Source organism: Micromonospora sp. NPDC005220, from assembly GCF_040607895.1.
GTDB lineage: Bacteria > Actinomycetota > Actinomycetes > Mycobacteriales > Micromonosporaceae > Micromonospora.
Genome location: NZ_JBEXHP010000020.1, coordinates 45,496 through 59,867 on the forward strand (window position 1 = coordinate 45,496; position 14,372 = coordinate 59,867).

Consider the following 14,372-nt stretch of genomic DNA (forward strand, 5'->3'; position numbering starts at 1 on the left):
CCTCTCGCTGTCGGGACGGCCGGATTCGAACCGACGACCCCTTGACCCCCAGTCAAGTGCGCTACCAAGCTGCGCCACGTCCCGCCCCCGCGTGGTTTCCCCCGCGGCAGCCGGTACAGCTTAGCGCAGCAGCTTCAGGTGGTCCGCACAGGCCCCACCGGCGTCTGAAGGCAGCCGAACCACCGCACAACCCCTAGAGCGTCCTAGGAGGGTGGGGTTGGATAGGCAAATGCCGGATGGGCAAGGTTGCCCATCCGGCATTTGGGGAGAGCTATAACCGCGTCAGCCGTGCGCCTTGCCTCGACCGCCGGGGCCGAGCTTTTTGCGCGGGCGGACCGAGATCTCGATCGGGCTGCCCTCGTACCCGAATTCCTCGCGGAGCTTGCGCTCCACGAAGCGCTGGTACCCGGCGTCCAGCGGGCCGGTGGTGAAGAGCACGAACCGCGGCGGCGCCACCCCGGCCTGCGTGGCGAACAGGATCCGCGGCGCCCGCCCACCACGCACCGGGTGCGGGGTGGCCTGCACCAGCGCGGTCAGCCACTGGTTGAGGTGCGCGGTCGGCACCCGGGTTTCCCAGCTGGCCAGCGCCTTGTTCAGGGCCGGGGCCAGCTTGTCCACGGCACGGCCGGTCATCGCGGACAGGTTCAGCCGGATCGCCCAGGGGATGCGGCGCAGCTCCCGGTCGATCTCCTTGTCCAGGTAGTACCGACGGTCGGCGTCGACCAGGTCCCACTTGTTGAACGCGATGACCAGCGCCCGGCCCGACTCGGTCACCATCGACAGGATTCGCTGGTCCTGCTCGCTGATCGGCTCGCTGGAGTCCAGCAGCACCACGGCCACCTCGGCGGCCTCGATCGCGCCGGCGGTACGCAGGCTGGCGTAGTACTCGGTGCCGCTGGCCTTGCCGACCCGCTTGCGCAGCCCAGCGGTGTCCACCAGTTGCCAGGTCTGACCACCGATCTCGACCAGGCTGTCCACCGGGTCCACAGTGGTGCCCGCCACCGAGTCGACGACCGCCCGCTCCTCGCCGGAGAACCGGTTGAGCAGGCTGGACTTGCCCACGTTCGGCCGCCCGACCAGTGCCACCCGGCGCGGTCCGCGCGGACGGTTCTCCACGACTCCCGGTGCCTCCGGCAGCGCGGCGAGGATGGCGTCCAGCAGGTCGCCGGAGCCGCGCCCGTGCAGCGCGGACACCGGGAACGGCTCACCGAGGCCGAGCGACCACAGCGACGTGGCCTCCATCTCGATGGCGGTGTTGTCGGCCTTGTTCGCCACCAGGATCACCGGCTTGGCGCTACGCCGCAGCATCTTCACCGCGGCTTCGTCCACGTCGGTGGAGCCCACCATCGCGTCGACCACGAAGAGCACCACGTCGGCGGTGACGACCGCCGTCTCGGCCTGCGCCGCGATGGCCGCGGCGCGGTCCTTCGCGTCCGGCTCCCAGCCGCCGGTGTCCACCACGGTGAACGCCCGGCCGTTCCACTGCGCGTCGTACGGGACCCGGTCGCGGGTCACGCCAGGGACATCCTCGACGACCGCCTGCCGGCGGCCGATGATCCGGTTGACGAGCGTCGACTTTCCCACGTTGGGGCGGCCAACGACCGCGACCACCGGCTGCGGGCCGGTCGGCTCCTCGACGGCGAGGTCAGGCTCGCGAAGCTCGACCCACCCGCCCGAATCGCTACTCATGCCACTCCTCCGCTGCGCTCCGGGCCACCCTGAGCCAGAACTCCGCCGCTCATGCCACGCCCCGCTCGGTGAGCAGGTCGCGCAGCCGCGCCACGACCTCGTCGATGCCCAGCTCGGTGGTGTCCAGCACCACCGCGTCGGGCGCCTGGGCCAGCGGGTTGACCTTGCGGGTCGAGTCGAGACGGTCCCGCCGCGCCAGGTCGGCGGCCGTGGCCGCCACGTCGGCGGCGTCCTCGGCGCTGCGCCGGGCGGCGCGGGCCGCCTCGGAGGCGGTCAGGAAGACCTTCAGGTCGGCATCCGGCGCCACGACCGAGCCGATGTCGCGACCCTCGATCACCATCCGACCAGCGTTGGCGATCATTTCGCGTTGCCGGCGGACGAGCAGCTCCCGGACGGCCGGCACGGCGGCGACGGCGGAAACCGCGCCGGTCACCTCGGCGCCCCGGATCTCCGCGTCCACGCCCACCCCGTCGACTGTCACGCCGTACCCCTGCGGGTCGGTGCCGATGCGCAGGTCGACGTCGCCGGCGACCTTCGCCACCGACGCGGCGTCGGTGAGATCCACGCCGGAGCGCAGCACGGCCCACGTGATCGCCCGGTACATCGCCCCGGTGTCGAGGTAGCGCGCACCGATGCTCGCGGCGAGCCGCCGCGACACGGTGGACTTACCCGAACCGGACGGCCCGTCCACAGCGACCACACATCGCCCGAACCGTACGTTTTCCTCCACCGTGTCCTCCTCAGCCCGTACCTCACGGATCGCCCGGTGCTGGCGCCGCAAGCGGTTGTCAATCGTCATCAATCATGCCCGGGTGCGTTGGTGAACCCGCGCGCGACGCCGCCGGAGGCGACCCACGCCACCCGGGCGGCCGCGTCCCGGCCATCGGTGGAGCCTATCCGGCAGCCGTACCCCGAACTCGGGGGTCAGTCACCCACCGCGTGGAACAGGGCGGCGACCTCCGCGTTGGTCAGGCGCCGCAGACGCCCGGTGCGCAGGTCGCCCAACCGGATCGGACCGATGGAGGTACGCACCAGACGGGTGACCGGGTGCCCGACCTCGTCCATCAGCCGACGGACGATGTGCTTGCGCCCTTCGTGCAGGCTCAGCTCCACCTGGGCGCTCTTGCCCAGGGTGCCGACCACCTTGAACGAGTCGACCTTGACCGGCCCGTCCTCCAGCTCCACGCCCGCGAGGAGCCGCTTGCTCAGGTTGCGCGGGATCGGCCCGACCACCTCGGCGAGGTAGGTCTTCAGTACCTCGTACGAGGGGTGCATGAGCTTGTGCGCGAGGTTGCCGTCGTTGGTGAGCAGCAGCAGGCCCTCGCTGTCCGCGTCGAGCCGCCCGACGTGGTAGACCCGCTGATCCAGCCGTCTGCCGATGAAGTCGGCCAGCTCGGTGCGCCCCTTCTCGTCCGCCATGGTGGTGACCACCCCTCGCGGCTTGTTCATCGCCACGTAGACCAGGCGAATGTCGACCTGGAGGCGCTCCCCGTCGACGTGGATCACGGAGGTGGCCGGGTCGACCTTGTCGCCGAGCTTGGCGACCCGCCCGTCCACGGTGACCCGGCGGCGGAAGATCAGGTCTTCGCAGGCGCGCCGGGAACCCACGCCAGCGGCGGCGAGCACCTTCTGCAGGCGCTCAGCCCCCTCGTAGACGGGGGCGTCGGGTTTGGGGGAACGGTTATCGGGTCGCATCAGCAAGCTCTTCTACGTCGTCGGGCAGGAAGGGTGCGAGGGGCGGCAGCTCGTCGACGGTGTTCAGCCCGAGCTTCTCCAGGAACAACGTGGTGGTCCGGTAGAGGAACGCCCCGCTGTCCTGTTCGGTGCCGCACTCCTCGACGAGGCCACGGGTGACCAGCGTACGGATGACGCCGTCGCAGTTCACACCCCGGATGGCTGAGATTCGCGAACGGGTCACCGGCTGCTTGTAGGCAACCACGGCGAGCGTCTCCAGCGCCGCCTGGGTCAGCCGCACGGACTGCCCGTCCAACACGAACCGCTCAACGTACGTAGCGTATTCCGGCCGGGTGTACAGCCGCCACCCACCGGCCGCCCGGCGCAGCTCGAACCCGTGCCCGGCCGCTGTGTAACCGGCGGCGATCTCGTCGAGCATCGGCCCGACCCGCTCGGCCGACTGCTCCAGCACCTGGGCCAGCACCAGCTCACTGACCGGCTCGTCGACGACCAGCAGGATCGCCTCCAACGCGCCACGCAGCTCGGTGTCGGACATCACCGGCGCGGGCTCCGGCACAGCCGTCACCCTCCGCCGCCCCGAAACCGCCCGAGAGGGTACGTCCACCCCCGCGCCAGCCTCACCCGCGCCGGCCTCCCCCGCGCCGACCGCCCCTGCGATCTTGGAAGATTTCGGCCCCTGGAGGGGCGGTTTGCTTCCAAGATCTGCCGGGGACGGCGGCGGGACAGCGCCGTCCGTGTCCTCGGGTTGATCGCTGTCGCGTTCTTCGGCGGCCTTCTCCTCGGCCTCGGCCTCGGGGGCGGCGGACGGTGCGGGAGTGGTGGGCTCGGGCGGGCGGGGGCGTTCCCACGGGGGGACCCAGGCGGCGGCCTGGTCGGCCAGCGAGTCCTGGCGTTCCTCGTCACTCATCCCGCTCATCCTCCGTCGTTCCCGTCCCGGCCGACCCGCCGGCCTCCCCAGCCGACCCCGAACCAGCCGACTCCGGCACCGCCGACTCCGGCACCGCCGACTCCGGCACCGCCAACTCCGGCACCGCCGACTCCGGCGATTCCGGCTCGGCCGCCCCCGGCCCGGCCGCCCCCGCCGGCCCGGCCGCCCCCGGCCCGGCGGACTCCGGCCCGGCGGACTCCGGTTCTGGCGCGCCGACCGGCACCGGCTCCGGGTCGGCCGGGGTGCCGGCGTACTCGTCGACGTGCAGCTCGGTGTCGCCGTCGGCCGGGCCGGTCCAGCGCACTGTCAGCTCCTCCAGGGCCTGCTCCTGCACGAAGGAGACCAGGCCCTCCCGGTACAGCTCCAGCAGCGCGAGGAACCGGGCCACCACCTCCAGGGTGGCTTCGCAGTCGGCGCAGAGCAGCGAGAAGGTGGCCGTGCCGGCCCGGCGCAGCCGGGCGGTGAGGATGGCCGCGTGTTCTCGGACACTGACCCGGACCATGTGCACGTGGGCGATGGAGACCTCCGGCACCGGCTTCGGGGTCATCGCCTTCACGGCCAGCTTCAGCAGCCGTTGGGGGCCGATGCCGAGCACCAGGTCGGGCAGCGCCTCGGCGTAGCGGGGTTCCAGGCTGACCGCGCGCGGATACCGTCGGCCGCCGACGGCCTCCAGCTCGGCGATGTGCGCCGCCGCCTCCTTGTACGCCTTGTACTGCAACAGCCGGGCGAAGAGCAGGTCCCGTGCCTCCAGCAGGGCGAGGTCGGCCTCGTCCTCCACCTCGGCGGCGGGCAGCAGCCGGGCCGCCTTCAGATCGAGCAGGGTCGCGGCGATGAGCAGGAACTCGCTGGCCTCGTCCAGGTCCCAGTCGTCGCCCATCGCCCTGATGTAGGCGATGAACTCGTCGGTGACCGTGTGCAGGGCCACCTCGGTGACGTCGAGTTTGTGCTTCCCGATCAGTTGCAGCAGCAGGTCGAACGGGCCGGTGAAGTTGGCCAGCCGGACCGTGAACCCGGTGGGCTGCACACCGTCGACCACGGCCGGAGCGGCGGTCTCGGGCGGGTCGAGGGGTGGCGCGGTCACCGGACGACCGTAGTCCACGAGGCGGGCACCGACCGTTCCGGCTACCGCTCCGACTGGGCGGCGATCACCTCGCGGGCCAACTGACGGTAGTTGCGTGCCCCGGAGGAGGCCGGGTCCATCGTCGTGATGGGGGCACCGGCCACGGTGGACTCGGGGAACTTCACCGTCTTGGTGATGACCGTCTGGTAGACCTTGTCGCCGAATGCCTCCACCACCCGCTGGAGGACCTGGCGGCAGTGCGTGGTGCGGCTGTCGTACATGGTGGCGAGGATGCCTTCGAGCTCCAGGTCGAAGTTGAGCCGCTCGCGGACCTTGTCGATGGTGTCCAGCAGCAGTGCCACACCGCGCAGGCTGAAGAACTCGCATTCGAGGGGGATGAGCACACCGTGCGCGACGGTCAGCGCGTTGATCGCCAGCAGGCCGAGCGATGGCTGGCAGTCGATCAGGATGTAGTCGTACTCCTTGCGGACCGTGCGCAGGACCCGGGACAGGGCCATCTCCCGGGCGACCTCGTTGACGAGCTGGATCTCGGCGGCGGAGAGGTCGATGTTGGCCGGCAGCAGGTGCAGGCCCGCCACGTCGGTCTTGATGAGGACGTCCTCGGCGGTCACGTCGTCCTGCATGAGCAGGTTGTAGACGGACAGGTCGAGGTTGTGCGGGTTGACCCCCAGCCCCACCGAGAGGGCGCCCTGCGGGTCGAAGTCGACCAGCAGCACCTTGCGGCCGTACTCGGCGAGGGCCGCGCCCAGGTTGATGGTGGTGGTGGTCTTGCCGACGCCACCCTTTTGGTTGGCCATCGCGATGATGCGCGCGGGGCCGTGCCGGTCGGTGGGCATCGGCTCGGGAATGGGCTTCCGCATCGTGTAGGCAGCCGGGTCCGCAGGACCCAGGTCCGCGCCGAGCGTGGCCTGCTGCTCGCGGAGCTCCGACGTCCAGGTCTCGGCACGGTCACCGTTGCCAGCCATGTGCTCGTTGCCCCCTCCCGACGACCCACCCGGCGTCGGAGCCGTCCGACGTCCTTCGCGGCGCCGCTGCGCACCCCGGTCGTGTCGCTCCAGGAGGTCCGCGCCGATGCCGACTGTACGCCACCGACCAGCAGGGGGTTCGGCACCGGCCCGGCGTGTCGGCGCCGACCGCGACCGGTTCAGCCCTGAGCGCGGGGGTGAGCGGTGGCGTACACCTCGCGCAGCCGCTCCACGGTGACGAGTGTGTAGACCTGGGTGGTGGTCACCGAGGCGTGCCCGAGCAGCTCCTGGACCACCCGGACGTCGGCGCCGCCGTCGAGCAGGTGGGTGGCGTACGAGTGGCGCAGGGTGTGCGGGGAGACGGCGGCGGGCCCGTCGACGGGCAGCCCAGCCGCGGCGGCGGCGCGGCGCAGGATGCCCCAGGCGCCCTGGCGGGACAGCGCGCCGCCGCGGGCGTTGAGGAACACCGCAGGGGTGCCCCGGCCGGCGGCGGCCAGCCCGGGGCGGGCCCGGACCAGGTAGGCGCGGACGGCGTCGACGGCGTACCCGCCGATGGGCACCAGCCGCACCCGGCCGCCCTTGCCGCGCAGCAGCACGGTGCCGTCGTCGGTGTCGAGGTCGTCCACGGCGGCGCCGACCGCCTCGGAGATGCGCGCGCCGGTGCCGTACAGAAACTCCAGCAGCGCCCGGTCGCGCAGCGCGAGGGGCGCGTCGTCGCCGGTCGCGGTGATCGGGCCGGCGGTCTCCAGCAGCCGGACCACGTCGTCGACAGGTAGCGCCCGGGGCAGCCGTCGGGGCGGGGTGGGCGGGCGGACGTCACGGCTCGGATCGGCGCCGGCGAGCCCCTCGCGCAGCGCGAACCGGTGCAGGCCGCGGACCGCGCTGGCCGCGCGCGCGGCGGAGGAGACAGCGAGGGGCGGGTGCGTGTCGTCGCCGGCGCGCAGCCGCGCCAGGTGCGACTCGACGAGGCCGGCGCCGACCGACGCGAGGTCGGTCACGCCGGCATCGACCAGGGTGGCGAGATAGCGGTCCAGATCCCGACGGTACGAGGCGAGCGTGTTCGCGGAGAGGCCACGTTCGACGGTCAGGTGGTCGAGGTAACCGCGGACGGCACGGCGCAGCGCCGGCGTGGGGGGTGTGTCCACGCCGGCGCTGTCGGTGTCGCTGCTCAGCCCGCCACCGTTCAGGCCAGCGCGTCGGCCAGCGGGAGCACGTCCATGCCGTGCGCCTCGGCGACCGGGCCGTAGGTGACCTGACCGGCGTGGGTGTTGAGGCCCAGCGCCAGCGCCGGGTCGTTGCGCAGCGCCGCACGCCAGCCCTGGTTGGCCAGTTCCAGGGCGTACGGCAGGGTGACGTTGGTCAGCGCGTACGTGCTGGTGTTCGGCACCGCGCCGGGCATGTTGGCGACGCAGTAGAAGATCGACTCGTGCACCTTGTAGACCGGGTCGGCGTGCGTGGTGGGGCGCGAGTCCTCGAAGCAGCCGCCCTGGTCGATGGCGATGTCGACGAGGACACTGCCGGGCTTCATCCGGGAGACCAGCTCGTTGGAGATCAGCGTCGGCGCCTTCGCGCCGGGCACCAGCACCGCGCCGATGACCAGGTCGGCGTCGAGCACGGCCCGCTCGACCTCGTACGCGTTGGAGGCGACGGTCTGCAGGTGGCCCCGGTAGATCGCGTCGGCCTGCCGCAGCCGGGCCACGTTCTTGTCCAGCAGCAGCACCTCGGACTGGAGGCCCAGCGCGATCGCGGCGGCGTTCATGCCGGAGACGCCGGCGCCGATGACCACGGTCTTGGCGGCGTACACGCCGGAGACACCGCCGGGCAGCACCCCGCGCCCACCACCGGTACGCATCATGTAGAAGGCGCCCACCTGCGGGGCGAGCCGGCCGGCCACCTCGGACATCGGGGCGAGCAGCGGCAGCGACCGGTCGGGCAGCTCGACGGTCTCGTACGCGATGCCGGTGACCCGGCGGTCGATCAGCGCGTCGGTGCACTCCTTGGAGGCGGCCAGGTGCAGGTAGGTGAAGAGCACCTGCCCTTCGCGCATCCGGTGGTACTCCTCGGCGATCGGCTCCTTGACCTTGAGCACCAGCTCGGCGGTCTCCCACACCTCGTCGGCGGTGGCGAGGATCTTCGCGCCGGCGGCGGCGAACTCCTCGTCGGTGATGCTGGAGCCAACCCCGGCGCCGGACTCGACGAAGACCTGGTGGCCGTTGCGGGTGAACTCGTTGACGCCCGCTGGCGTGATCGCCACGCGGTACTCGTGGTTCTTGACCTCGCGTGGGATTCCGACCTTCACGATGCAGACACCTCTCTTCGGGGCTGCTCTCCCCCGACTGCTCGGTGCCGCGGCGGCCCCTTTGCCACCGCGGTACACCGGTCCCGCGGCGGCAGTCTAGGCGCGCCCGATGCCGCCGCGAGCCAGCACAGTGGCATCCGGTGCCCGGGTGTCCTGACGAAGTGTCAGGACACCGCCGGGATTCGCGGTCGAGCGTCACCTCAGCCGACAGGACAGTGTTTCACCATTATCGTCCCATCTGCCGGACGGCGGTGCGGACAGCCGGCGAGTGGATCACTAATGTGTCCGCCCATGACCACTCCTCCTTACCAGCCCGAGTACCCCCAGCCGGGGTACCCCCAGGGCGTTTCCGACAAGAGCAAGATCGTCGCGGGCATCCTCGGCATCCTGCTCGGCACCTTCGGCGCCGGTCGGTTCTACACCGGGCACACCAAGATCGCCGTTCTCCAGCTCGTCGTGAGCCTGGTGACCTGCGGCGTCGGCGCCATCTGGGGCGTCATCGACGGCATCCTCATCCTGGTCAACGGCGGCACGGACGCCCAGGGCCGTCCGCTGCGCGACTCCTAGACCAGGCAGCGAAAGGGGCCCCGCGGCTGACCGCGGGGCCCCTTTGCGCGTACTCCCTCGCCGGCTGGACCGACGGCGACGCTCAGCGCGGCAGCGGCGCGTCCGCCCGGCGCAGAGACGTGAAGCCGGTGTCCCGGGCGCGGGCCGCGGCCAGCAGCCCCGCCACCGCGGACGCGTTGGTGATCTCACCGGCCAGGACCATGGCGACCGCCTCGTCCAGGTCGATCCGGACGACCTGGAGGTCGGCCTCCTCGTCGTGGCGCTCGTGCCGCTCGTCGGCCGGCACGTCGCCGAGGTCCCGGGCCAGGAACACCCGGACGATCTCGTTGGTGAACCCCGGCGAGCTGTGCAGGTCGACCAGCACGTCGACCCGCCCGGCGGTGAGGTCGGCCTCCTCGGCCAACTCCCGCAGCGCCGCCGCCGGCAACTCCTCGCCGGAGACGTCCATCAGACCTGCCGGCAGCTCCCACAGGTGCCGCCCCACCGGGTGCCGGTACTGCCGGATCAGCACCACCTGACCGGCGTCGTCGAGTGCCACCACGGCCACCGCCCCGACGTGCCGGACCAGGTCCCGCAGCCCGGTCCCACCGCCCGGCATGGTCACCTCCTCGGTGACCACGTCGAAGATCCGCCCCCGGTACCGCTCCTGCCGGGAACGCACCTCGTAGCGGTGCTCCAGCCCGCTCACGCCGCCGCCTCGCCGCGCTCGACGACGCTGCTGGTGCGCTCACCGCGCTCGCTCACGAGGTGGACGCCGCTTTCGTCGCGGCGCCGTTGCGGGCCGCCTTGCGCGTCGTCGGAGCCTCCGCCGCCGCGTCCAGGTCCACTGGCAGCTGGTCGGCCTGCGAGTACGCCACCGCGGCCTTGACGAACGAGGCGAACAGCGGGTGCGGGCGGGTCGGACGGCTCTTCAACTCCGGGTGCGCCTGGGTGGCCACGAAGAACGGGTGCAGGCTGCGGTCCAGTTCGATGAACTCCACCAGCCGGCCGTCCGGCGAGGTGCCGGAGATGTGCAGGCCAGCCTTGGTCAGCGCGTCCCGGTAGGCGTTGTTCACCTCGTACCGGTGCCGGTGCCGCTCGCTGATCTCGGTGCTGCCGTACGCCTCGGCGACGATCGAGCCCTCGGTCAGCTTTGCCGGGTACGCGCCCAGCCGCATGGTGCCGCCCAGATCGCCCTTGCCGGCGACGATGTCCTCCTGGTCGACCATCGTGGCGATGACCGGGTGGGCCGCCTGCTCGTCGAACTCCAACGAGTTGGCGCCGTCCAGGCCGGCCAGGTGCCGGGCCACCTCGATGGTCATGCACTGCAGGCCGAGGCAGAGGCCGAGCAGCGGGATGCCGGCCTCTCGGGCGTACCGGGCGGTGCCGATCTTGCCCTCGATGCCGCGGACACCGAAGCCACCGGGGATGAGGACGCCGTCCACGCCGGCCAACGCCGCGGCGGCGCCGGCGGGGGTGACGCACTCGTCGCTGGGCACCCAGCGCAGCTGCACCCGGGCCCGGTGGCCGAAGCCCGCCGCCCGGATCGCCTCACTCACCGACAGGTACGCGTCGGGCAGGTCGACGTACTTGCCGACCACCGCGACGGTGACCGTGTGCCGGGGGCGGTGCACCCGCTCCAGCAGGTCGTCCCAGCTGGCCCAGTCCACGTCCCGGAAGGAGAGGCCGAGCCGACGCACCACGTACGCGTCGAGCCCCTCCCGGTGCAGCACCTTCGGGATGTCGTAGATGCTCGGGGCGTCCGGGCAGGCGACGACCGCCTCGGCGTCCACGTCGCAGTAGAGCGACAGCTTCTCCTTGAGCTTCACCGGGATCTCCCGGTCGCAGCGCAGCACTATCGCGTCCGGCTGGATACCGATGTTGCGCAGCTGCGCCACCGAGTGCTGGGTCGGCTTGGTCTTCAGCTCCCCCGAGGGCGCCAGGTACGGCACCAGCGAGACGTGCAGGTAGAAGCAGTTGTCGCGGCCCAGGTCGTGGCGGACCTGGCGGATCGCCTCCAGGAACGGCAACGACTCGATGTCGCCGACGGTGCCACCGACCTCGGTGATCACCACGTCGGGGAGCTGGCCGTCCTCGTCCGGGTCGGCCATCGCCAGGATCCGCGACTTGATCTCGTTGGTGATGTGCGGGATGACCTGGACGGTGTCGCCCAGGTACTCGCCGCGCCGCTCCTTGGCGATCACGTCGGAGTAGATCTGGCCGGTGGTGACGTTCGCCTTGCCGGAGAGCGCCCGGTCGAGGAACCGCTCGTAGTGCCCGACGTCGAGGTCGGTCTCGGCGCCGTCCTCGGTGACGAAGACCTCACCGTGCTGGAACGGGTTCATCGTCCCCGGGTCGACGTTCAGGTAGGGGTCGAGCTTCTGCATCACCACGCGCAGCCCGCGCGCGGTCAGCAGGTTGCCGAGGCTGGAGGCGGTGAGGCCCTTACCCAGCGAGGAGGCGACGCCCCCGGTGACGAAAATGTGCCTGGTCGTCCGTGCTGATGGGGCCAAGGCCTGCTCCCGTGTCGTCTGTCGCGGTCATGCAGACCGTCGTGCTTGATCAGCAAAGTGATCACGCGATCCACGGGACTCGACGGTAACACCTCCCGGGCGGGTACCCGCAGGCCGCACCCCGGCTGCGACACCTCCGGGCCATCCGGACGAGGCCCGACGCTCAGGACGCGGCAACCTCCGTCGATGACCGGGAGACCTGCCGGGGCGGTACCGGCACCGTCGGCGTGGCGTCCGGCGTCGACGGGCTCGCGGTCGGCTCGACCGGGTCGTCGGCGTCCCCGCGGCGCTCGCCCGGGGCGTCCGACGCCGGCTGGGTGACCTTCGGCGGTGCGCTGGCCGGCGGGCCGCTGATCGGACGGGGGTGCACGGCGCCCAGTGGCCCACCGCCACCGGTCGGGCCGTCACCCCCACCCACCGGGCCGACCCCGCCCGACCCCGAGTCGTCGTCGGCGCCGTTGGCCCGCGAGCGGGCCGGGACCGGGCGGGTCCGGTCCGCGGCGTGCCCGAGCACCCGCAGCGACGCCAGGGCGGCCATCGGCACCACCAGGGCGGCGGCAGCGCCCATCACGTCCAGTGCCGCGCCGTCGAGCAGACCACCGAGGACCGCGGCGACCACGGTGCCGGCCAGCGCGGCCCGGACCGCCGGGTAGATGCCGAACAGCCGCATCAGCCCACCCCACGGCTGCAACAGGGCGAACCACACCAGCAACCCGCCGGCCAGCGCCAGCACCGTCAGCGGGCTGTTGACCAACGTCTCGAAGTTCTCCGTGCTGGACCGGTGCACGGCGAACCCGCCGGTGCCGTCACCGAGCGCGGAGAGGAACCGGCCCAGGCTGCCCCGCTCCGCCGGAGGGCGCCGCAGGTCCACCACGGCGAACCCGATGCCGACCGCCAGCGCGGCCATGGTGGCCCAGGCCAGCCGGCTGATCGTCAACCAGCCGCCGGCGCTGATCACCGCGGCGACGCTCACCCCGGCGGTGAGCGCGATCGCGCCGACCGGGTCGGCACCCAGGTACGGGCTGCCGACCAGCACCACGGCGAGACCACCCACGGCCACCATCACCGCCGGCCGCCAGCCCCGGTGCACCCGTTGGGCGAGCCAACCGGCGGTGACCAACGCGCCGGCGAGGAACACGCCCAGCCCCACCGTGCTCAGCCCGGCGTACCGGCCGCCCTGCAACGCGGAGTAGCCGACCACGCCGTTGAGCTGGAGGCGGGCCCCGGTGAGCACATCCAGCCCGACCACCAGCGTGGTGAGACCGGCCACCGCGCCGACCGGCCCGAGGGTGCCCGCGTACCCGGGCGCGAACCGCACCGCGGCGGCGCCGGCGGCCACCAGCAGCGCGGTCACCCCGGCGAAGATCCACCCGGGGTGCGGGCCGCGCCACCAGGGCACCGCGTCGGCCAGCAGCGCCGCCGGCACCGTCAACGCCGCGGCGACCAGCAGCAGCTCCATCACCGCCACGACCCGCTTGGAGACGGGCGTCGGGCCGGTAGGGCCGGCGTGCGGACGGGCCCGGCGCAGCAGCGGCAGGATCGCGAGCGCCAGCAGCACCTGCACCCCGGCGAGCAGCGCGAAGAACCCACCGGAGACGGAGCGCTGGGCGGCCGCCTCCCGGTCGGCGTTCGCCGGAGCGTTGATGGCCTCGGTCAGGTCGGCCGGCCGGCCGCCGGTGCTGATCGCCGGGCGTCCGAGGAACAGTCGCTCCGGCATGGGCCGGCCCAACGCGGCGAGAGCGGTCGGCGCCAGGTCGACTAGTTGCAGGTACCCGTCCCGGCCGGTGCTGGCCGAGGTGAGCCACCCCCGCTCCCAGCCCGGCCCGTCGGCGACCGCCACGTGCAGCCGCGACGGCTGTTCGGTGTCGGAGATCCCCGCGACCAGCACCAACGACCGCGGTGGTCGGGCCGCCAGCACCCGGGCCAGCCCGGCGTCCGCCGCGCGGGCCTGCTCGGCGCGGGTCGCCGGGTCGGCCCCCTCGACAGTGCCGAGGTCGACGATGCTCAGCACACACGAACCGAGCAGCTGCCGCGGGTCGGCCGGCAGCCCCGAGGCGTACCGGTCGACGCGGCCGAACGGCCGGGCGGCGGCCACCGCCGCGCCCGGCCCCACGGCGACCGAGCAGCGCACCGACTCGGACAACGAGCCGGGCATGGCGCCCCAGGGCAGCCGCTGCTGGTTGTACCGGACCACGCTCTCCTGGTCGGGCAGGTTCGCGCCGATGCCGTCCGGTTGTTCCACCGCCACCGCCCCGGTCGGGCAGCCGGCGGCCGACCGGCTGCCGTTCCACGCGGCGAAGCTGCCCGCGCCCACTGTCAACCAGCCGTCCACCGGGCAGGTGGGCCGGTGCGCGGAACGCACCGACAGGGAGCCGATCGACCCGTCCTGGGCCATCCGCCACAGCGTCGGGGTGCGCTGCGGATCCACGTCCTCCCAGCGCAGCCCGGCGATCCCGGCCAGCACCACGAAGTCGGCGGTGCGTTGCGGGGCGCCCTGGGGTGGCCGGGCGGCGAGCGCGGTGACGCCCAGCGCCACCACGAGCAGCGTCAGCAGGGCGGGGGCGAGTCGGCGCAGCATCACCGGTGTCCCGTTCTCGGGGCGTCGGAGCCCGGGGCGGCCGCCGGACCGCCGGGATTCCCGGCCAGCTCGGCGTAG

General features: G+C 72.6%; 12 protein-coding genes and 1 tRNA gene. 1 reads left to right on the forward strand and 12 read right to left on the reverse strand.

Annotated elements, in window-relative coordinates; all coding sequences use genetic code 11:
* Positions 1–10 precede the first annotated feature (10 nt).
* From ABZU52_RS11740 to ald, 9 genes are all read right to left on the reverse strand, one after another.
* Positions 11–84: transfer RNA gene (locus tag ABZU52_RS11740), tRNA-Pro, on the reverse strand.
* A gap of 198 nt (positions 85–282) precedes the next feature.
* Complete coding sequence (der, locus tag ABZU52_RS11745) at positions 283–1,689, reverse strand: ribosome biogenesis GTPase Der (RefSeq protein ID WP_354971023.1); 1,407 nt, start codon at positions 1,687–1,689, stop codon at positions 283–285.
* 49 nt (positions 1,690–1,738) lie between these two features.
* Positions 1,739–2,419, reverse strand: coding sequence for a (d)CMP kinase (gene cmk / locus ABZU52_RS11750; protein ID WP_354971024.1), 681 nt, complete (start codon positions 2,417–2,419; stop codon positions 1,739–1,741).
* A 194-nt stretch (positions 2,420–2,613) separates the two neighbouring features.
* The gene (locus tag ABZU52_RS11755; RefSeq protein WP_354971025.1) at positions 2,614–3,384 is read right to left on the reverse strand and encodes a pseudouridine synthase; all 771 of its coding nucleotides are present in this window, start codon (positions 3,382–3,384) and stop codon (positions 2,614–2,616) included.
* Positions 3,371–4,291, reverse strand: coding sequence for an SMC-Scp complex subunit ScpB (gene scpB / locus ABZU52_RS11760; RefSeq protein WP_354971026.1), 921 nt, complete (start codon positions 4,289–4,291; stop codon positions 3,371–3,373). Before scpB ends, ABZU52_RS11755 begins: the two co-directional genes overlap by 14 nt.
* Positions 4,284–5,393 carry a segregation/condensation protein A gene (locus ABZU52_RS11765; RefSeq protein WP_354971027.1) on the reverse strand — a complete coding sequence of 370 codons (1,110 nt, stop codon included), beginning with the start codon at positions 5,391–5,393 and terminating at the stop codon, positions 4,284–4,286. Before ABZU52_RS11765 ends, scpB begins: the two co-directional genes overlap by 8 nt.
* 41 nt (positions 5,394–5,434) lie before the next feature.
* Positions 5,435–6,358 carry an AAA family ATPase gene (locus ABZU52_RS11770; protein WP_354971028.1) on the reverse strand — a complete coding sequence of 308 codons (924 nt, stop codon included), beginning with the start codon at positions 6,356–6,358 and terminating at the stop codon, positions 5,435–5,437.
* Between the two features lie 179 nt (positions 6,359–6,537).
* A complete protein-coding gene (locus tag ABZU52_RS11775) occupies positions 6,538–7,503 on the reverse strand; it encodes a site-specific tyrosine recombinase XerD (RefSeq protein ID WP_354971029.1) in 966 nt (321 codons plus the stop codon).
* A 38-nt stretch (positions 7,504–7,541) separates the two neighbouring features.
* Complete coding sequence (ald, locus tag ABZU52_RS11780; protein WP_354971030.1) at positions 7,542–8,657, reverse strand: alanine dehydrogenase; 1,116 nt, start codon at positions 8,655–8,657, stop codon at positions 7,542–7,544.
* Positions 8,658–8,882: 225 nt separating this feature from the next.
* Between ald and ABZU52_RS11785 the strand changes: the two genes are divergently transcribed.
* A complete protein-coding gene (locus ABZU52_RS11785) occupies positions 8,883–9,224 on the forward strand; it encodes a TM2 domain-containing protein (RefSeq protein WP_354971046.1) in 342 nt (113 codons plus the stop codon).
* A gap of 82 nt (positions 9,225–9,306) precedes the next feature.
* Here ABZU52_RS11785 and ABZU52_RS11790 read toward each other — a convergent pair whose 3' ends face one another.
* From ABZU52_RS11790 to ABZU52_RS11800, 3 genes are all read right to left on the reverse strand, one after another.
* Entirely contained in the window at positions 9,307–9,912 is a 606-nt protein-coding gene (locus ABZU52_RS11790) for an NUDIX hydrolase (protein ID WP_354971031.1), read from the reverse strand.
* A gap of 52 nt (positions 9,913–9,964) precedes the next feature.
* Positions 9,965–11,716, reverse strand: coding sequence for a CTP synthase (locus ABZU52_RS11795; protein ID WP_354971032.1), 1,752 nt, complete (start codon positions 11,714–11,716; stop codon positions 9,965–9,967).
* A 163-nt stretch (positions 11,717–11,879) separates the two neighbouring features.
* A complete protein-coding gene (locus ABZU52_RS11800) occupies positions 11,880–14,294 on the reverse strand; it encodes a hypothetical protein (protein ID WP_354971047.1) in 2,415 nt (804 codons plus the stop codon).
* Positions 14,295–14,372 lie beyond the last annotated feature (78 nt).

Coding starts and splice junctions, on each gene's coding strand:
- der (WP_354971023.1), bottom strand. CDS start 1,689: ATGAGTAGCGATTCGGGCGGGTGGGTCGAGCTTCGCGAGCCTGACCTC.
- ABZU52_RS11755 (WP_354971025.1), bottom strand. CDS start 3,384: ATGCGACCCGATAACCGTTCCCCCAAACCCGACGCCCCCGTCTACGAG.
- scpB (WP_354971026.1), bottom strand. CDS start 4,291: ATGAGTGACGAGGAACGCCAGGACTCGCTGGCCGACCAGGCCGCCGCC.
- ABZU52_RS11770 (WP_354971028.1), bottom strand. CDS start 6,358: ATGGCTGGCAACGGTGACCGTGCCGAGACCTGGACGTCGGAGCTCCGC.
- ABZU52_RS11800 (WP_354971047.1), bottom strand. CDS start 14,294: ATGCTGCGCCGACTCGCCCCCGCCCTGCTGACGCTGCTCGTGGTGGCG.